This window comes from Polynucleobacter alcilacus, from assembly GCF_018881545.1.
In the GTDB taxonomy this organism is placed as follows: Bacteria; Pseudomonadota; Gammaproteobacteria; order Burkholderiales; family Burkholderiaceae; genus Polynucleobacter; species Polynucleobacter alcilacus.
On the sequence record NZ_JACVQD010000001.1, the window covers coordinates 1,870,210 to 1,887,420 of the forward strand.

Annotated in this window: 17 protein-coding genes; 9 read left to right on the top strand and 8 right to left on the bottom strand. The window is 46.9% G+C overall.

What is annotated here, in order from left to right:
* The first annotated feature begins 15 nt into the window (after positions 1–15).
* Together hemC and ICN45_RS09630 are read left to right on the top strand one after the other, a co-directional pair.
* Positions 16–1,002: a hydroxymethylbilane synthase gene (gene hemC / locus ICN45_RS09625; protein WP_216175439.1), complete on the top strand. Its 987-nt coding sequence runs from the start codon at positions 16–18 to the stop codon at positions 1,000–1,002.
* A gap of 20 nt (positions 1,003–1,022) precedes the next feature.
* Positions 1,023–1,847, top strand: coding sequence for a uroporphyrinogen-III synthase (locus ICN45_RS09630; protein WP_216175440.1), 825 nt, complete (start codon positions 1,023–1,025; stop codon positions 1,845–1,847).
* Positions 1,848–1,850: 3 nt separating this feature from the next.
* Here the strand turns inward: ICN45_RS09630 and ICN45_RS09635 are convergent, their stop codons facing one another.
* Both ICN45_RS09635 and ICN45_RS09640 read right to left on the bottom strand, forming a co-directional pair.
* On the bottom strand, positions 1,851–2,423 hold the full coding sequence (locus ICN45_RS09635) for a chorismate--pyruvate lyase family protein (RefSeq protein WP_216175441.1): 573 nt from the start codon (positions 2,421–2,423) through the stop codon (positions 1,851–1,853).
* Positions 2,424–2,425: 2 nt separating this feature from the next.
* Positions 2,426–3,973, bottom strand: coding sequence for a DEAD/DEAH box helicase (locus tag ICN45_RS09640; protein ID WP_216175442.1), 1,548 nt, complete (start codon positions 3,971–3,973; stop codon positions 2,426–2,428).
* A gap of 252 nt (positions 3,974–4,225) precedes the next feature.
* Here ICN45_RS09640 and leuE point away from each other — a divergent pair, with 252 nt between their 5' ends.
* Entirely contained in the window at positions 4,226–4,906 is a 681-nt protein-coding gene (leuE, locus tag ICN45_RS09645; RefSeq protein WP_216175443.1) for a leucine efflux protein LeuE, read from the top strand.
* On the opposite strand, the gene ICN45_RS09650 is transcribed toward leuE, so the two are convergent.
* The gene (locus tag ICN45_RS09650; RefSeq protein ID WP_216175444.1) at positions 4,899–6,296 is read right to left on the bottom strand and encodes a coniferyl aldehyde dehydrogenase; all 1,398 of its coding nucleotides are present in this window, start codon (positions 6,294–6,296) and stop codon (positions 4,899–4,901) included. The two genes, leuE and ICN45_RS09650, sit on opposite strands and share 8 nt — an antisense overlap.
* A gap of 49 nt (positions 6,297–6,345) precedes the next feature.
* Between ICN45_RS09650 and msrA the strand changes: the two genes are divergently transcribed.
* Complete coding sequence (gene msrA / locus ICN45_RS09655; RefSeq protein ID WP_216175445.1) at positions 6,346–6,918, top strand: peptide-methionine (S)-S-oxide reductase MsrA; 573 nt, start codon at positions 6,346–6,348, stop codon at positions 6,916–6,918.
* Here the strand turns inward: msrA and pdxH are convergent.
* On the bottom strand, positions 6,915–7,550 hold the full coding sequence (gene pdxH / locus ICN45_RS09660) for a pyridoxamine 5'-phosphate oxidase (RefSeq protein ID WP_216175446.1): 636 nt from the start codon (positions 7,548–7,550) through the stop codon (positions 6,915–6,917). The genes msrA and pdxH overlap by 4 nt on opposite strands.
* Positions 7,551–7,572: 22 nt before the next feature.
* Between pdxH and ICN45_RS09665 the strand changes: the two genes are divergently transcribed.
* The 3 genes from ICN45_RS09665 to ald all read left to right on the top strand — a co-directional run bounded on the left by ICN45_RS09665 (position 7,573) and on the right by ald (position 11,068).
* Complete coding sequence (locus ICN45_RS09665; RefSeq protein WP_216175447.1) at positions 7,573–8,337, top strand: tRNA threonylcarbamoyladenosine dehydratase; 765 nt, start codon at positions 7,573–7,575, stop codon at positions 8,335–8,337.
* A gap of 274 nt (positions 8,338–8,611) precedes the next feature.
* Complete coding sequence (locus ICN45_RS09670) at positions 8,612–9,937, top strand: amino acid permease (protein WP_304610195.1); 1,326 nt, start codon at positions 8,612–8,614, stop codon at positions 9,935–9,937.
* Between the two features lie 12 nt (positions 9,938–9,949).
* The gene (gene ald / locus ICN45_RS09675; protein WP_216175449.1) at positions 9,950–11,068 is read left to right on the top strand and encodes an alanine dehydrogenase; all 1,119 of its coding nucleotides are present in this window, start codon (positions 9,950–9,952) and stop codon (positions 11,066–11,068) included.
* A 4-nt stretch (positions 11,069–11,072) separates the two neighbouring features.
* Here the strand turns inward: ald and ICN45_RS09680 are convergent, their stop codons facing one another.
* Together ICN45_RS09680 and ICN45_RS09685 are read right to left on the bottom strand one after the other, a co-directional pair.
* Complete coding sequence (locus ICN45_RS09680) at positions 11,073–11,657, bottom strand: DUF3501 family protein (RefSeq protein ID WP_216175450.1); 585 nt, start codon at positions 11,655–11,657, stop codon at positions 11,073–11,075.
* 41 nt (positions 11,658–11,698) lie between these two features.
* Complete coding sequence (locus tag ICN45_RS09685) at positions 11,699–13,036, bottom strand: heterodisulfide reductase-related iron-sulfur binding cluster (RefSeq protein ID WP_216175451.1); 1,338 nt, start codon at positions 13,034–13,036, stop codon at positions 11,699–11,701.
* Between the two features lie 126 nt (positions 13,037–13,162).
* Between ICN45_RS09685 and ICN45_RS09690 the strand changes: the two genes are divergently transcribed.
* Both ICN45_RS09690 and pepN read left to right on the top strand, forming a co-directional pair.
* Positions 13,163–13,738, top strand: coding sequence for a TMEM165/GDT1 family protein (locus ICN45_RS09690; RefSeq protein WP_216175452.1), 576 nt, complete (start codon positions 13,163–13,165; stop codon positions 13,736–13,738).
* Between the two features lie 42 nt (positions 13,739–13,780).
* A complete protein-coding gene (gene pepN, locus ICN45_RS09695; RefSeq protein WP_216175453.1) occupies positions 13,781–16,417 on the top strand; it encodes an aminopeptidase N in 2,637 nt (878 codons plus the stop codon).
* Here pepN and ICN45_RS09700 read toward each other — a convergent pair.
* Together ICN45_RS09700 and ICN45_RS09705 are read right to left on the bottom strand one after the other, a co-directional pair.
* Entirely contained in the window at positions 16,411–16,794 is a 384-nt protein-coding gene (locus tag ICN45_RS09700; RefSeq protein WP_216175454.1) for a type II toxin-antitoxin system VapC family toxin, read from the bottom strand. The genes pepN and ICN45_RS09700 overlap by 7 nt on opposite strands.
* A 2-nt stretch (positions 16,795–16,796) precedes the next feature.
* Positions 16,797–17,000, bottom strand: a complete 204-nt coding sequence (locus ICN45_RS09705) for a type II toxin-antitoxin system VapB family antitoxin (protein ID WP_216175455.1) — start codon at positions 16,998–17,000, stop codon at positions 16,797–16,799.
* Between the last annotated feature and the right edge of the window lie 211 nt (positions 17,001–17,211).

Below are 17,211 nucleotides of genomic sequence, written 5' to 3' on the forward strand. Positions count from 1 at the left end.
ATTATTTTAAATGTTATGTCCCAAACCCAGAATTCTGCAGCCATACCTACCCCTCCGTCAGCCCCCAAGCGCCTAGTCATTGCCTCCCGTGAAAGTCGTTTGGCCATGTGGCAGGCTGAGCACGTCCGGGATTGCCTCCAAAAGCTCTATCCAGAGTGCGCTGTCCAGATTTTGGGGATGACCACCCGCGGGGACCAGATTTTGGATATGGCCCTGTCCAAAGTCGGGGGTAAAGGCCTTTTTGTAAAAGAATTAGAAGCCGCTCTAGAGGACGGACGTGCTGATTTAGCCGTTCATTCCTTAAAAGATGTCCCCATGGTGATGCCAGAAGGGTTTGATCTTGCTTGTGTGATGGCCAGAGAAGATGCCCGTGATGCTTTTGTCTCGAACGATTACGCCAGTCTTGAAGACTTACCAAAAGGTGCCATCGTGGGCACCTCCAGCTTGCGACGTGAAGCTGTACTACGAGCAAAGTTCCCTCATCTAGAAATTGAGCCATTGCGCGGCAATTTAGATACACGCATGAGCAAATTGGATCGTGGCGAGTATCAAGCGATTATTTTGGCTGCCGCAGGACTCAAGCGTTTGGGTTTAGAAAGCCGCATCCGCGCATACCTTCCCTATGACCCCTACACACCAGCAGCAGGGCAAGGTGCTTTAGGAATAGAGACCTTAAGCAATCATCCCCATATTAAGCAGTGGCTTGCGCCGTTAACGGATTTACCAACCTTGCTTGCGGTATCGGCAGAACGCATGATCTCGCGCCAATTGGGAGGCTCTTGTGAAGTGCCCTTAGCAGCCTATGCCACATGGAATCAGGATCAGGCAGGCCAAATGCAAATACGCTCGTTTGTTGCTAGCGCGGATGGCAAAACCTTCTGCCTTGCCCTTGGCAATGCCAAAGTGCAATCGATTGAGGATGCAGAGTCTCTAGGGTTAGCCGTTGCCACAGATTTGCTGGCACAAGGTGCGGCAGATTTGATTCCAAATACTCCGAAGTAAGTAAAGCATTCTCAATCGCGATGAGTGCCAAAACCATTATCGTTACCAGACCCAGTGGACAGGCTCGTCAGCTGATTGAAGTATTAAGTCATGTCATTGAGAACAGCGGTTTGTCTAAGCGCAGTTTCCCAGAGATTGTGTCTCTGCCTCTGCTTACTATTGTTCCTGCTGCAGACGAACAACTCGCCGACCACATTGCCACATCATTAGCAGATGCTGACTTGGCTATTTTTGTCAGTCCGAATGCCATTGAATGCGTTATGCGTTTGCTAGAGCGTGATTGGCAAGATTTTTCTAAGCAGATTATTCCCATTGGGGTGATGGGTGGGAGTAGCAAGTTTGCCCTCCAAAATCATGGTATTGGTCAAGAAGCTCAGCCCACACCCATCTTTATTCCAGGAAACAACGAGAGTTGGGATTCAGAGGGTTTATGGCAAGAGCTACAAACCTTGGGCTGGAACTGGGCAAGTAAAAAAGTGGTGATCTTCAAGGGTGAAGGTGGACGCGATTGGTTAGCGGATACCTTAAAAAAAGCGGGGGCAAGAGTAGAGGCGATTTCAACCTACACTCGTGTCCCTCTGGATATTGATAATTCTGCTTGGCAAGCAATTCGTGAAATGGATTTTTCAAAATCGCTTTGGCTTCTCACCTCCTCTGAGGCTGTGCGCTATCTAGGCCAAGTAGTAAAAGATCAATTTCCACAGAATTTACAAAGCGCAAGCGCCTTATGCCCGCATCACAATATTGCAGATGCCGCTGAGATGATTGGTTTTGGTGAGGTATTTACAACCGAGCCAGGTGATGAAGCCTTAGTCAAAGCAACTTTAGCTTGGCTGACTATTTAACTCTCAACTAACTGAATAATTGAGTAGGACTGGCAAGAAAATTTCATTTACTAGAATGGGATGACCTTTTAAGCGATAGAGGGTGCGGCGTGCCCATAACGGTGAGCTCAATCCAGAAAAATGCTTAGAGCACTTTTTCCATAAGACGCTACTTTTATCTAGTCGTGCAATATCCCGGGGTGACTTGGGCTTAGAGTACTTGCGGGTTTTAGCAAAGAGCACTGCTCCTAAAGGCTTTGTACCAAGGCGCAGGATACTGTGATTACTGCCACTAGAGCTCAGGGTTGGAATGACGCTGTGAGCCATTACCAAGGGAATATCGTTAACGCATAAGAGTACCTCACGTACTCTGCAACGTCGAATCTTGAAATGAAAATAGCGACTTTCATCGCTATTCAGCGATTGAGGGCAGTCTCGCAAAACCTGAACTTCCAGCTTTTGTCCAATTATGTTCTCAATCTTTTGGGTTAAAGAACCCGTATCGCTTAGCCAAGGCTGCCACTTTCGTGGCGCCCGATGAATTGCACCGGAACCGACTCGATTCCATGCAGAACGGAGACGATTGCGGTGGGTCATTTTTAGCTACCGCTAAAGTTTTTACGTTGGCCGCCAGTCTTTGGTTTAGCAAAGCGTGGACCACCCGCGGGACGAGCTGGGCGTGAGTCAGCAGAACGCACAGGACGTGAATCAGCTGAGCGTGCAGGACGTGAATCAGCTGAGCGTGAATCCGTTGAACGCGCTTCGAAATGATTGCCTGTGCGGCTTTCACCACCAGTACCGCCACCGCCAAAACGCGATTCAGAACGTGCGCCTGAGCCATAACGACCACCGCCACCACCTGAGCGATTGCCACCACCACCAGAACGATTGCCACCACCGCTACCAGAGCGACCGCCACCACCACCACCAAAGCTAGGCTTGGCTTGTGGCTCAAGGCCGGCGATGACTGAGGCAACGATATCTTGCTGTGTAAAACGCTCGATATTGCGGATCTTGGCGCGATCACGATGTTCAACCAAAGTGATTGCGACACCATTGCGACCAGCGCGACCAGTACGACCGATACGATGCGTATAGTCTTCCGGTTTCATTGGCAAGCCAAAGTTAATAACGTGACTAATGCGCGGCACATCGATACCGCGAGCTGCTACGTCAGTCGCAACCAAAATCTTGGTGTGACCTTTGCGGAGAGACTCTAGGCGACGCATGCGCACAGCTTGAGGCATTGCACCATGGAGTGCAGTAGCTTCGTAGCCATTGGCACGCAAGGTGTCAGCAATTTTTTCGCTTTCAACCTGAGTGCTTGCAAACACCACTGCTTGATCCAAATTGGCATCAGCCAAAATGTGCTCAAGTAACTTGTGCTTGTGTGATGTGCTGTCAGCCCAATGCAACTTCTGTTCGATGTTGGCATGTTTATCGCCTGCATGAGCAAGTTCAATACGTTTAGCATCGGTAGTCAACGCATTTGCTAAAGACATAATCTTTGGTGCAAAGGTTGCAGAGAACATTAAAGTTTGATTGCGACTTGAGCAACGTTTATCAATTGCCTCGAGATCATCAGCAAATCCCATGTCGAGCATGCGATCGGCTTCGTCGATAACGAGTTGTTTTACATCATCCAAGCGAATTGCTTTACTGTCACATAAGTCGAGTAAGCGACCTGGTGTGGCAACAACCAACAATGCACCTTTCAGAGCTTGGATTTGCTTGCCGTAAGGCATGCCACCCATCACAGTTGCAATACGGATACCTTTCATGCCACGAACCAAGTTCACGGCATCGGCGGTAACCTGTTGAGCTAATTCACGAGTAGGGCAGAGCACTAACACTTTAGGTTGTGCGCGACCGGGTACAGGTGAGCTATGCGGGTTAGCTTCGATCAGTTGATTAATTAAAGGCAATAAAAAGGCTGCAGTTTTACCGCTACCGGTTTGGCTGCTGACTAATAAGTCACCACCAGCTAAGGCTGCAGGAATAACCTCAGCCTGCACGGCAGTAGCTTCGGTATAACCGAGTTCAGCAACGTTTTTAAGAAGTGAGGCCGCTAGGGCGAAAGACTGGAACTCAGTTCCAGCGTGCTTTGAGTCTTTCGACTCGAGATTGGTTTCTTTAGAAAAAGTCATGCTATTACACATCCCCTCAAAGGGATGTCTCCGTATGTTGCACCCATTGTTTTTTATGGGGTGCGATGGTCAAAGGCATCGACCATCAGACAGGCGGCAGCGCGTTTTATGAACTTCGGTGTTTATGACTTCTAAACGGTACGCTGAAATATAGCTGGGGGGCGATGAATCAAATTGCTTTAAAAAGCCTCCCATTATGACAGCTTGAATGCATGATGACAAGGGTTTTCCCGAATTAATTATGATGTCGAGATGGCATTTTTTACTTTAGACCTATTCAACCCGGCAAACGCTGGCATTGTTGATTTCCCTACTTACTTGCTAGGGACCATCTTGACAATCTTATTGCCAGGTCCCAACTCGCTTTATGTTTTAACAGTGACTACTCAGAAGGGTTGGCGTTCAGGAGCCTGGGGTGCGCTTGGAATTTTTATTGGCGATTCCGTATTGATGATTGCTGTGGCTTTAGGAGCCGCATCCTTACTGGCATCCTCTTTCATACTCTTTGGCATCCTCAGCACAATCGGCGCCTTGTATTTAGCTTGGATGGGCTTTGGTTTGGTACGAAGCGGCATGCAGCGCTGGACTTTGCAAGACACAATTCCACAAGACAAGCCATTGCAAATTCGTCTAATGGCGTTGCATCCTCTGTATGCAGCTCTAGCGCTATCGCTGACGAATCCTAAAGCTATCTTTTTCTTTATTGCATTCTTCTCACAATTTATTCAGCCTGATTTTGAACATCCCATCCATACATTTTTGTATTTGGCGATCGTTCTGCAATGCATGAGCATGACTTACTTGGCCAGCTTGATTTGCATCGGGCAATTCGTTTCACGTTTTTTTCAGCGTCACCCTCGCTGGGCGGCAAGCCTTTGGATGATGACAGGGTTCTTATTTATTGGGTTTGCACTACGCTTAGTCTTTATCTGAGACGCTTGATTAAGCGCTCTGCTGTTTTCCCATAGGGTGGGCGAGCTGGTTTAGTCCCCTTAAGAAAATTACTGCCTAAGAGACCGCGTACTTCTAGGATCGGTTTTTGGTGGCTAAAGGTATCAAAGCCCGCTTTGCCACGATAGCTACCCATACCGCTAGCGCCAACACCGCCAAATGGCAATGACTCAATTCCTGCATGCAATAAGGTGTCATTGATCGTGACGCCGCCAGAACGGGTTTCGGTTAAAACTTGCTGCATCGCTTTTTTATCTTTACCAAACCAATACAGCGCGAGGGGATTGGGTTTGCTATTGATGTAATGAATTGCAGCAGCGGTATCCGCTATGGACAGAATCGGCAGAATGGGCCCAAAAATTTCTTCATGCATTACGCGAGCTTGAAGAGGAACATCTATTAGTAATACCGGGTCAAAGCTTCTCGTGCCATTTGAGGGCTTGTTTAACAAGGAAATTACTTTTGCGCCACGTTCAACCGCATCGCTGACTAAATGTTGCCAGTATTGCAGCTGCTGATCGTCAATTGGGCCAGTGAGCTCTTCAGGGTTGCTAAATTGAGCCTGAGCAGCGGCCTGTAGTTCGTGAATCAATTCAGCTTGATTCCTGGGTTCAACCAGGATGTAATCCGGTGCGATACAAGTTTGCCCACTATTGATTAATTTGCCGTAGATGATTGAAGCAGCAACATCTGAGAGTTTGGCTGAGCGGTCGATGATGGCTGGGGTTTTGCCACCAAGCTCTAAAGTAACTGGGGTCAGGTTCTCGGCAGCAGCGCGCATCACTTTTTTGCCAATCGCTTCTGATCCCGTAAAGAAGAGGTGATTAAATGCCAGGGCAGCAAACTGTTCCGCTACATCAGGACCACCGGTAGTGACACAAAATTCACTCGGATGGAAATACTCTTGAATTAGGCCGGCTAGAAACCCTGAAGTTCGCGAACTGCGCTCAGAGGGTTTTAACCAAACGCGATTACCAGCAGCAAATGCACTAATTGCTGGAACAAGGGCTAATTGAATTGGATAATTCCACGGGCTCATGATGCCGATCACGCCCAGGGATTGATTCTGCATCCAGGCTTCAGAGGATCCTAAGAAAAAAGGCGTTTCCATTTGTACAGGCTTCATCCACTCTTTCAGATGCTTGCGGGTATATTTGCAAGCCTGATAGACCAGTTGGAATTCGGCAAGACGGGTTTCAATAGGATGGCGAATACCAAAGTCAGCCATCAGAACCTTGCAGAGTTTATCTTCATTGGCCGCAATCATCTGTTCAATTCGACTGATACGCTCCAATCTCACTTCAAGAGTCGGACTGGGTTCGGCAGCGAAGGCGGCCTGGATTTCATCAAGTTGGATAGTGAAGCGATTCATGGTGTTTTAATGGTGAGCAGACATTGGAATAAGGTATTAGGATAAAGCCATGAATGAAAGTGATGATAAAAACCAGCCCCAGCTAGAGCGTGCCACCCTTGGCGGTGGTTGTTTTTGGTGTCTTGAGGCCGTTTATCAACAAATTAGTGGTGTGAAATCGGTCGTTTCTGGCTATGCTGGCGGTGCCCAACCTAAGCCCTCCTATGAGGCGGTTTGTACTGGGGCGACAGGGCATGCTGAAATAGTGGATGTGCTGTTCGATCCGCAAATAGTCTCATTTAGAGATTTACTCGAGATCTTCTTTGTGATTCATGATCCAACCACACTGAACTATCAAGGTAACGATCACGGCACTCAATATCGCTCAGTAATCTTTACACATAGTGAAGAGCAAGCCAATATTGCACATGAGGTAGTGGCGGAGCTTGAGCAATCTCAAATTTACTCTAGTCCCGTAGTGACGCAGATTGTTACTGCGCCAACTATTTTTCCGGCAGAAGACTATCACCAGAATTATTTTCAGCAACACCCAAATCAAGGTTATTGCATGGCAGTCGTTGCGCCTAAGCTCGCAAAATTCAGAGCGAAATTTAAAGCACTGATAGCGCCGCAGTACTCCTAAGGAGCAAGGCGATTTACTTGCCAATCAGTGCCATTTAGTTTGTAGTGAATGCGATCATGCAATCTAGAGGGGCGACCTTGCCAGAACTCGATTTCAGTGGGGCGCAAGCGATATCCACCCCAATGTTCTGGACGTGGAGGTGCATCACCAAATTCCGCCTTAAAGTGCTTTTCAGCTTCTTCAAGGAATTCGCGATTGGGGATGGCGCTACTTTGTGGGGAGGCCCATGCGCCAATGCGTGAAGCCGGAGGGCGAGAGTGGAAGTATTCATCGCTTTCGGTAGCGCTAACACGCTCGACAACACCCTGGATGCGCACTTGACGCTCTAGTTCATGCCAATGAAACAGGAGGGCAGCTTCGGGTCGAACTGCTAAGTCTCGACCTTTTTGACTTTCGTAGTTGGTAAAAAAGGTAAAACCGTTTTGATCAGCGCCTTTTAGTAAGACAATACGAGCTGATGGATTACCGGCCTTATCGGCAGTAGCCAAAGTCATGGAATTGGGTTCAGGACACTCTGCTCTCACCGCTTGGTCAAACCAAAGCTGAAAGAGCGGGAGTGGGTTACCGGGAACGTCGGTTTCAGAAAGCTGGCCGAAGGTATAGTTTTTGCGAAGTTGAGCAATGGGATCCATTTATTCAGTATAAAGAGAAGCTATGGCAGAAGACAAGGTAGAAGACAGCGCGGAAGACAGCACGGAAGACCGTCGGTTTGGTGGTGTGGCAAAGCTTTATGGCCCAGAGCTTCGTGAGCGCTTCCGCAATGCCACGGTGGTGGTAGCTGGACTAGGTGGTGTTGGATCTTGGGCTGCCGAGGCCTTAGCACGGACTGGTATCGGACATCTTGTCCTAGTAGATTTTGACCACATTGCCGAAAGCAATACCAATCGTCAGTTGCATGCTTTAGAGGGTCAATATGGCAAAGCCAAAGTGGATGCGATGACTCAGAGAGTTTTGCAAATTAATCCAGAGATTACGTTAACCCCCTATGATCAATTTTTGGAACCAGAGAATTTAGATAGGCTTATTCCAGAAAATGCATTGGTATTAGACGCAACAGATTCTGTGCAAACCAAAATTGCATTATCGGTTTGGGCCATCAACAATAATCGTGCCTTAGTCATGTGTGGCGCTGCGGGCGGCAAGTCTGATCCCACTTCGGTGCGCTGTGATGATCTGTCACGTACAGAGCAAGATGCCTTGCTTGCTAAGGTGCGACAAGGCTTGCGCCAAGATCATGGCTTCTCTAGAAACCTCAAGAAAAAAATTGGGATACGCGCCATCTACTCGCATGAGCCTCGAGCTGGCGCAGCAAGTGGGGGCCTCGCTTGTTCTGGTTACGGATCTACCGTAATGGTGACTGCGGCCTGTGGCCTTGCTGCGGCCGCAGAGATTTTGAATCTCATCGCCCTAAATCCTTAAGGGCATTCCCTGTAGGAAATTACTGATTCTCATGCAGTCAGCAATATTTCTTCTGAGTCATTGACCTTGATTTTGAAGGTGTTTTATTCATTGCCCATTTACTTTTTAGTCATTTAGTTACTTTAGACATTTTTTTGCTCTAGTGCATCTGCCACACACTCCCTAGACTTTGCTTCGTTGGTAAATCAGCCAATGACAAATCGAAAGGAGGTCTCTTTTGCAGACTGAACAAACCGGCTTAAAGCGGCATCTCAAAGTAAGGCATATTCGTTTGATGGCCCTAGGTTCAACGATTGGTGTTGGATTATTTCTAGGTTCAGCAAGCGCAATCAACATTGCGGGACCATCGATTCTCTTAGGTTACTTATTGGCAGGCATTGTGGCATTCATTGTGCTGCGAACTCTGGGAGAAATGGCAGTTCATGAGCCTGTGGCAGGATCGTTTGCCGCTTATGCCAATACCTATGTAGGTCCACTAGCAGGGTATATGGTGGGCTGGGGTTATTGGACCTACTGGATCGTTGTTGGAATTGCGGAAGTGACGGCTGTCGGTATTTATATGGGAATTTGGTTCCCAGAAACCCCTCAGTGGATTTGGGCACTTTCTTCGATTGTGATGATGGGTCTTATTAATCTCATCGCCGTCAAAGTCTTTGGCGAGTTTGAGTTCTGGTTTGCCTTGATTAAGGTGGTAGCGATTGTCGCTATGATCGCACTTGGTGGCGCGGTGATTTTGTTTGGCTTTACCAATGATTGGCAGCCTATTGGCTTAAGTAATCTATGGCAACACGGTGGCTTCTTTCCAAATGGCATCAGCGGCATGCTGCTCTCACTGCAAATGGTTTTATTTGCTTATGTGGGTATAGAGATGATTGGACTTTCTGCTGGAGAAGCTGAGAATCCACGCAAAACAATTCCGATGGCAATTGATTCCTTAGCCTGGCGCATCTTGATTTTCTATATGGGCGCGATCTTGGTCATCCTGGCCATCTTCCCTTGGAATGAGGTTGGTCAGCAGGGTAGTCCCTTTGTGGTGATGTTTGAGCGTATTGGTTTACGTGAGGCAGCAGGTTTAATTAATTTCGTCGTGATTACTGCCGCACTTTCATCATGCAATGCGGGTATCTTCAGTGGCGGTCGGATTTTGTACTCACTATCCAACAATGGCTATGCACCGGCACCGTTTGCAAAACTATCAAAGTATGGAGTTCCCCATCGTGCTGTGATGACAACGGTTGCAGTTTGTATGACGGGCGTGGTGTTGAACTACTTTGTTCCAGATAAAGCCTTTCAATACATTATGGCGGCAGTGACTTTTGTTGGTTTAATAGTCTGGATTGCCATCTTGATTACCCAACTCAAATTCCGCAGTTCCTTAACAAAAGCCCAAGTAGCAGCCTTAGCTTATCGCACTCCTTGGTATCCGTATTCCTCATGGTTTGCTTTGGCATTCATTTTCTTAGTTGTTGTGCTGATGGGCTTTCATGAGGATGCGCGGATGGCATTGATCTTAGGTCCGTGTTTATTAGGGGTGTATCTAGCGATGTTCTACCTCGTTGGCTTGCATCACAAGACTAAAACGAAGCGTGAATTTAAATAACAGGAGATAGAAATGATTATTGGCGTACCGCAAGAAATCAAAAATAATGAGTTTCGGGTTGGCTTAACCCCGGGTAATGTGAGTGGCCTTTGTAGACAAGGGCATTCCGTATTGGTTCAACGTGGAGCCGGTGAGCAGATTGGTTTAACGGATGAGTCCTATCGAATTGCTGGTGCTACCTTAATTAATAGCGCTGCAGAAGTATTTCAAAAGGCGGAGATGATTGTCAAAGTCAAAGAGCCTCAAGCGCAAGAATGTGCCATGTTGCGTGAAGATCAAATTCTATTTACTTATTTGCATCTCGCACCAGATCCAAAGCAAACTAAAGCCTTAATTGATTCTGGCGCAACTTGCATCGCTTATGAAACAGTGACTGCCATGAGTGGGGCATTACCTTTGCTGGCGCCGATGAGTGAAGTTGCTGGTCGCATGTCGATTCAGGCGGCGGCCTCCCATTTAGAAAAAACCCATGGTGGCTTGGGCGTGTTAATGGCTGGTGTGCCTGGGGTATCACCCGCCAAGATTGTGATTCTGGGTGGCGGAGTGGTAGGCCGTAACGCTTTACAAATCGCGGTTGGGATGGGGGCTGATGTTTGTATCTTTGATCGGGATATTGAGCGCTTACGACAGATTGATCTGTTTTACGGCAATCGGGTCCGCACTTTCTATTCCGATAATTTATTGATAGAGCAAGAAGTGTGTGAAGCGGATGTGGTGATAGGCGCAGTGCTTCTACCTGGGGGTGCGGCGCCGAAGTTAGTTACGCATGCCATGGTAAAGAAAATGAAGCAGGGCTCGGTGGTAGTAGACGTTGCGATTGATCAAGGAGGTTGCTTTGAAACCTCCAAACCCACCACCCATGCCGACCCGACGTTTTTTGTAGACGGAGTCTTACATTACTGCGTCGCCAATATGCCTGGAGCAGTGGCCAGAACTTCCACTTTTGCTCTCACGAATGCCACATACCCATTTGTGGAGGCTTTAGCAAATCGTGGTGTCATGCAGGCTTTATCCATAGACCATCACTTACGCAATGGTCTAAGTGTTCATAAGGGAGTGTTGACTTCAAAGCCAGTAGCACAAGCTCAACGGCTGGATTTTGTTTCAGCCGAAGAGCTATTAGTAGCTTAGGTATTTAACTTAAGTCAGAGACCAATGAGGCAAGCGTTTCAGGTGCAAGGGTTTGGACATGCATGGGGTATCCCTTGTGATCACAACCCACCATCATCTGGGCGCCTGCCTTTAAAGCCCTTTTCATATCCTCAGTGAGATCGAAGCGCATAAAATGCACTGCAGAAGTCTTTTCAGCAGTCGAGCGCTCTAAGTCTTCGTCAGCGACGGCATACACTCTGGCTTGACCTTCCACTTCAATGAAAATCTGGTGTTCGACGCCAACCAATTTAGCGAGCGCTACTTTGCGATCGGCTTCATTGGGGTACTCCAACATCATCGTAGCTTTGAAATTGGAGCCATCTGGTACTAAGGGGTTGTAGGCATTCAATTCATCCTGAATACCTTCTTCTTCATACGTCTTCTCTACCCGTAACATTTCTTGTATTTGATAGCGCATCAAAAATTCATTCTCAAAAATCATCGTGAGATGATCGCCAAGATGAACCGTGCGTAAACGACGCTCCTGAATTGCTTTTTCCCGAAAAGCAGGACGCTCTTTGTGATATGCCTCAAGGCTTAAAAGGCTATCGCGTGTAATTGTTCCCATGCTTCAATAATTCCTTAATGTTTTTCTACTGATTGAGTTAATTAGAGGCCGTATGCTTTGGCAAGCAGAGTCAGTGGGTGAGCTAATTCGGATTTAGGTAAACCCAACTCCTCCATGCCTTGCTCAATATGGTGACCTGCTAGCTGACAATCCGAGCTAATGTAGTTAGGCTCTTCTTCTGCCATGCGCTTAAATACTGGCTTACCAATCTTCATTGCCATGTCATGGAATTCTTTCTTGACACCCCAAGTGCCGGAGTGACCAGAGCAACGCTCCACTACATTCACTTCAGTGCCGGGTACGAGGCGAAGGGTTTCTGCAGTTTTTTGCCCCACGTTTTGTACGCGTGAATGACAAGCCATGTGATAACTTACGTGCCCCAATTCATTGGCAAATTCTTTTTTGAGTAAGCCATCGGAATTTCTGGCAACAAAATATTCAAACGGGTCCCACATAGCCTCTTTTACTAATTGGGTATCAGCACAATCTGGGAACATCAAAGGCAGTTCTTGCTTAAACATCAAAGTGCAAGAGGGGATGGGAGTCAAAATGGCATAACCTTCACGGGCTAGCTTTGCTAGCTTAGGAATATTCTTATCTTTATTCTCGGCCACAGACTCTAAATCCCCTAGTTCCAGCTTAGGCATGCCGCAACAGGCTTCCTTATCTACTAGTTCATAAGGAATCTGATTGTGTTTCAGAATCTTTATGAGGTCTTGACCAATACCGGGTTCGTTGTAATTAATATAACAAGTGGCATAGATGGCTACTTTGCCTGGAGTCTTCTTGCCATCCACTACTGGCCACGCATCGGATTTTTTCGCAAGCTGTGGAAATGTCTTTGGGGCGTATTCTGGAATCCAAGCATCTTTATCCACACCAAGCGCACCCTCCATCATGAGGCGCACTAAACCCGTTTTGTTAACCGCATTCACGGCTTGAGTCACGATGGGAATACCAGCAAAAGAACCTAATTTATCCGTAGAAGAAAGTAACTTGTCACGGAAAGTGGTTTTGTCATCTTTAAAGTTGACTGCTTTGGCACGCAACATTAAATGGGGGAAGTCAATATTCCAAGGGTGTGGTGGAACATAAGGACATTTAGTCATGTAGCAAACATCACAGAGATAGCACTGATCCACCACTTGCTGATAATCCGCCTTATCAACTTGCTCCATTTCTAAATCTGGAGTGGCATCGACTAAATCAAATAGGGCTGGAAATGAACCGCAAAGACTGACGCACCTACGACAGCCGTGGCAAAGATCAAATACACGCTCCATTTCAGCTTCAAGATTAGCCTTGTCATAGAACTGAGGATTCTTCCAATCCAGGGGGTGTCTGGTTGGAGCCTCTAAACTACCTTCATTCATTGTCATTTCTGTCCTCTATAGCCTTGATAAAGCATCGCTGCTGATATGGATGCTAGTGTAGGTCTCTGGGGCTTAATAGCCAAATTGTATTAATTAACAATCTTGATAGAAAATACCTAACTTACTGAATTTATGGACTTTTCAGCACTCCTTCTTTCCACTGGCGTCGTCGCTTTAGCTGAAATGGGCGACAAAACCCAATTACTTTCCATGATGTTGGCTGCGCGTTACCCAAAACAGGCTGTGGCCATCATTACGGGCATCTTGATAGCGACCATTGCAAATCATGCCTGTGCTGCCCTAGTGGGGCATTGGTTGACCACCTTAGTCTCTCCCGATGTGATGCGCTGGATTTTAGGCCTGAGTTTTTTAGGGATCGGTCTATGGCTTTTAGTGCCTGATCATATTGATGATGCCGCTGGCTCAAAAGTAGCGGATCGTGCCTTGCAAGTCTTTCTCCTGACCGTGGGTCTGTTTTTCTTAGCTGAGATGGGTGATAAGACCCAAATCGCCACGATAGCCTTAGGTGCTCGCTACGAAGATGTCTTTTCCGTCACAGTAGGCACCACATTGGGGATGATGTTGGCTAATGCACCCGCAGTTTGGATTGGCCAGAAATTTACTAAGCGCATGCCGATTAAGTGGGTACACGCAGTTGCTGCAGTGACGTTTATCGCCATCGGTATCGCTACGCTGCTTTGGGCTTAAGTTGTTTTGGCAATAGTGCACACCACGACTTAAACTATCCAGATGAAAACTGATCTGCCGCAGAGCTTTCGTAGGCTCGAATACCGCCCCCCTGTTTATACCTTTGATCAGGTTGAGCTAGATATCGCTTTAAATCCTGCTCGCACCATTGTGAAGAGTCGGATTGAAGTCTTGCCTGGTAAGAGTTTTGAGGCCGGCGCGCCCCTCGTCTTAGTGGGTCATGAGCTTGAGTTTGTGAGCTTGCGCATTAATGGTGAAGCGCATCGCCATTTTGAATTAACACCAGATTTGCTGACGATTCATTCTTTGCCAAATGCAGGCAAAGATCAATTTATCCTGGAGATCATTTGTATTTGTGTGCCGGAGAAAAATACTTCTCTGATGGGTTTGTATGTTTCGAATGGCAATTTCTTTACCCAGTGTGAGGCTGAAGGCTTTAGAAAGATTACTTACTTCCTAGACCGCCCTGATGTGATGGCACGCTATCGCGTCACGCTAAGGGCGCTTGAGGCAGAGTGCCCAGTGCTGTTATCGAATGGCAATTTATTAAATACTGAAAAGCTGCCTAACGGTTGGCACAGCGCTACTTGGGAAGATCCGTTTCCGAAGCCATCCTATTTATTTGCCTTGGTAGCAGGTAAGTTGGAGTGCATCGAAGAAACAATTACCACCAGTAGTGGCGCTCGGAAGCTATTGCAGATTTGGGTTGAGCCGCATGATCTGCAAAAGACTCGCCATGCGATGGATTCACTGATTGCCTCGATTCATTGGGATGAAAAGCGTTTCGGCTTAGAGTTGGACTTGGAGCGTTTCATGATTGTGGCCGTGGGTGATTTCAATATGGGTGCCATGGAGAACAAGGGATTGAATATTTTCAATACCAAGTTCGTACTCGCGCAAGCGGAGACTGCTACGGATGCAGACTTTGCCAATATTGAGAGCGTCGTTGCCCATGAGTATTTTCATAACTGGACAGGTAATCGGGTAACTTGCCAGGATTGGTTTCAGTTATCCCTCAAAGAAGGTTTAACTGTATTTAGAGATCAAGAGTTTTCTGCTGATCAAATGGGTAGTGAATCGGGGAGGGCGGTAAAACGTATTGAAGATGTGAGATTGCTGCGTCAACTGCAATTTCCGGAAGATGCGGGTCCGATGGCCCACCCGATTCGTCCAGATGAGTATCAAGAAATCAATAACTTCTATACCGTAACGGTATATGAGAAGGGCTCTGAAGTAGTGCGGATGTATCAGACTTTGCTCGGCAAGGACGGTTTCCGTAAGGGCATGGATCTCTATTTCAAGCGCCATGATGGACAGGCCGTAACTTGTGATGATTTCTTAATGGCGATGGCTGATGCCAATGGCAAAGACCTCACGCAGTTTAAGCATTGGTATAGCCAAGCAGGCACTCCTCGAGTAAAAGTACAAGAGCATTACGATGCCGCCAAAAAACAATATCTAATCACCCTAAGCCAAACTTGCTTACCCAGCCCTAGTCAGCCCGAAAAAAAGCCTTTCCATATTCCACTGAAGATGCGCTTGATTACCAAAAGCAACGATCAAGTAGAGCAATTACTAGAGCTCACGCAAGCTAGCCAAACATGGTCCTTTGAGGAAATCAATGAACGTCCGGTACTTTCGATCAATCGGAATTTCTCAGCCCCAATTAATTTAGATTTTGAACAAAGTGAAGCAGACTTATTAACCCTGTTCTCAAGCGATGATGATCCGTTTAATCGCTGGGAGGCTGGTCAAAAACTAGCGATGCAAATGATTTTGAACAATCGTTTACCCGATGAGCAGCTCATTCAGGCTTACCGTGAGCTCTTAATGGATCCCGATTTGGACCCTGCATTTAAAGAGCTTGCACTAACGCTTCCTGCGGAATCCTATCTGTATGAGCAGTGCGCTAGCGTAGACCCACAACAAATCTTTACAGCACGTCGTGCCTTCCGCCGTGAGGTGGCCAAGCAATTACAACTAGAATGGGCAGCCTTGTATCAACAAATGCAAACTCCAGGTCCATTTAAGTCTGATGCCATCAGCGCAGGCAAGCGGGGTCTAAAAAATTTAGCGCTTAGTATGTTGCTTGACGCTAACGCTACTGTCTGGGCTCCGTTGGCGGCAAATCAATTTCAGACTGCTGACAATATGACCGATCGCTACGCAGCACTCGCTGCATTGGTAATTCATGGTGCCAAAGAAGCGAAGCAATGTCTGATTGATTTCTATAACCACTTTGCAAAAGATGCCCTGGTCATTGATAAGTGGTTTGGATTGCAATCCAGCCGGCCACCAGTCGATGGTCTTGGGTCTACCTTGAGTGAGGTGATGCGCTTACGCGAGCATCCTGCATTTAAACTGAATAACCCGAATCGCGTACGCAGTGTGATTCATTCTTTCTGCTTAAATAATCCAGCGAGTTTTCATCAAGCAGATGGCAGTGGTTATGAGTTTTGGGCTGACAGCGTACTTGCTTTAGATCCTGTTAACCCACAAATAGCTGCACGTTTGGCTAGGGCCTTAGATCGTTGGCGTTTATTTGCCCAGCCGTATCAAGATAAGATGAAGGACGCCCTAGAGCGAGTAGCTGCTTGCTCAACCCTATCTTCAGATGTACGTGAGGTAGTAAGTAAGGCGCTGGGAAATGAAGATTTCCGAAATCTGGGCGTTCAATGAAATTGATTGCCGTAAGAAATACCCAATTGAGTCGCAAGATTTTCTAGAGCTTTATCTAATGTCCAGAGCAGGGCATTTTCCGACAGCAGGGTGGAGGCCAGAAGGGATACATCAATTGCCCCACAGCCAGATTCATAGAGTCGGTGTTTTTCAATGAACTCTAGAGTTTCATCTTGAGTGGCAACGGTTGCTCGCTGCAATTTTCTGAGATAACCCAATGTTTTAGTTCTTGGAGAGGGCGGTGATCCACAGGCCAATTCCAGCAAGACGAGTGGATGGCAAAGGATTTGGTCATTCGCTAAGAGGGTTTCAAAAGCGCTATTGGATTTTCTAAAGTGAGCAACCCAAACAGATGTATCCACTAATACCATGGCCATTCTTACAGACCACTCTTTGGTTTGCGCCGTGGAATACTTTTCATTTGGGGTGACTTACCTCCCAAAGAGGCCAGTCGCTTAGCTACCTGAACTCGAATAAAAACAGTCATTGCCTCACGAAAAAGATCCGTTTTATCCATTCCTGGATCAGCCAGATCTAAGCCCCTCTGATATAGCTCATCGTCAATAGTGACAGTGGTTCTCATATCTTATCCTCATCAATAATGATGCATTATAGCATCATAATAAGCATCAAAAAAGATCATTTTATAGGCATGAACTGGGAAAATAAGTCATTTTCTGCAGAAAAGAGATCCTTTTTAAGGCTGCTACAGGGAACAGGGCAAAATAGAGACTTAGAATAAGTTGTTGGCATCAATAATCGGAGAAATACCTTTGTCCTCAAGCGCGAATACC

Coding starts and splice junctions, on each gene's coding strand:
- ICN45_RS09640 (WP_216175442.1), bottom strand. CDS start 3,973: ATGACTTTTTCTAAAGAAACCAATCTCGAGTCGAAAGACTCAAAGCAC.
- ICN45_RS09685 (WP_216175451.1), bottom strand. CDS start 13,036: ATGACAATGAATGAAGGTAGTTTAGAGGCTCCAACCAGACACCCCCTG.
- leuE (WP_216175443.1), top strand. CDS start 4,226: ATGGCATTTTTTACTTTAGACCTATTCAACCCGGCAAACGCTGGCATT.
- ICN45_RS09630 (WP_216175440.1), top strand. CDS start 1,023: ATGAGTGCCAAAACCATTATCGTTACCAGACCCAGTGGACAGGCTCGT.
- pepN (WP_216175453.1), top strand. CDS start 13,781: ATGAAAACTGATCTGCCGCAGAGCTTTCGTAGGCTCGAATACCGCCCC.
- ICN45_RS09705 (WP_216175455.1), bottom strand. CDS start 17,000: ATGAGAACCACTGTCACTATTGACGATGAGCTATATCAGAGGGGCTTA.
- hemC (WP_216175439.1), top strand. CDS start 16: ATGTCCCAAACCCAGAATTCTGCAGCCATACCTACCCCTCCGTCAGCC.
- msrA (WP_216175445.1), top strand. CDS start 6,346: ATGAATGAAAGTGATGATAAAAACCAGCCCCAGCTAGAGCGTGCCACC.
- ICN45_RS09650 (WP_216175444.1), bottom strand. CDS start 6,296: ATGAATCGCTTCACTATCCAACTTGATGAAATCCAGGCCGCCTTCGCT.
- ICN45_RS09635 (WP_216175441.1), bottom strand. CDS start 2,423: ATGACCCACCGCAATCGTCTCCGTTCTGCATGGAATCGAGTCGGTTCC.
- ICN45_RS09700 (WP_216175454.1), bottom strand. CDS start 16,794: ATGGCCATGGTATTAGTGGATACATCTGTTTGGGTTGCTCACTTTAGA.
- ald (WP_216175449.1), top strand. CDS start 9,950: ATGATTATTGGCGTACCGCAAGAAATCAAAAATAATGAGTTTCGGGTT.
- ICN45_RS09665 (WP_216175447.1), top strand. CDS start 7,573: ATGGCAGAAGACAAGGTAGAAGACAGCGCGGAAGACAGCACGGAAGAC.
- ICN45_RS09690 (WP_216175452.1), top strand. CDS start 13,163: ATGGACTTTTCAGCACTCCTTCTTTCCACTGGCGTCGTCGCTTTAGCT.
- pdxH (WP_216175446.1), bottom strand. CDS start 7,550: ATGGATCCCATTGCTCAACTTCGCAAAAACTATACCTTCGGCCAGCTT.
- ICN45_RS09670 (WP_304610195.1), top strand. CDS start 8,612: ATGGCCCTAGGTTCAACGATTGGTGTTGGATTATTTCTAGGTTCAGCA.
- ICN45_RS09680 (WP_216175450.1), bottom strand. CDS start 11,657: ATGGGAACAATTACACGCGATAGCCTTTTAAGCCTTGAGGCATATCAC.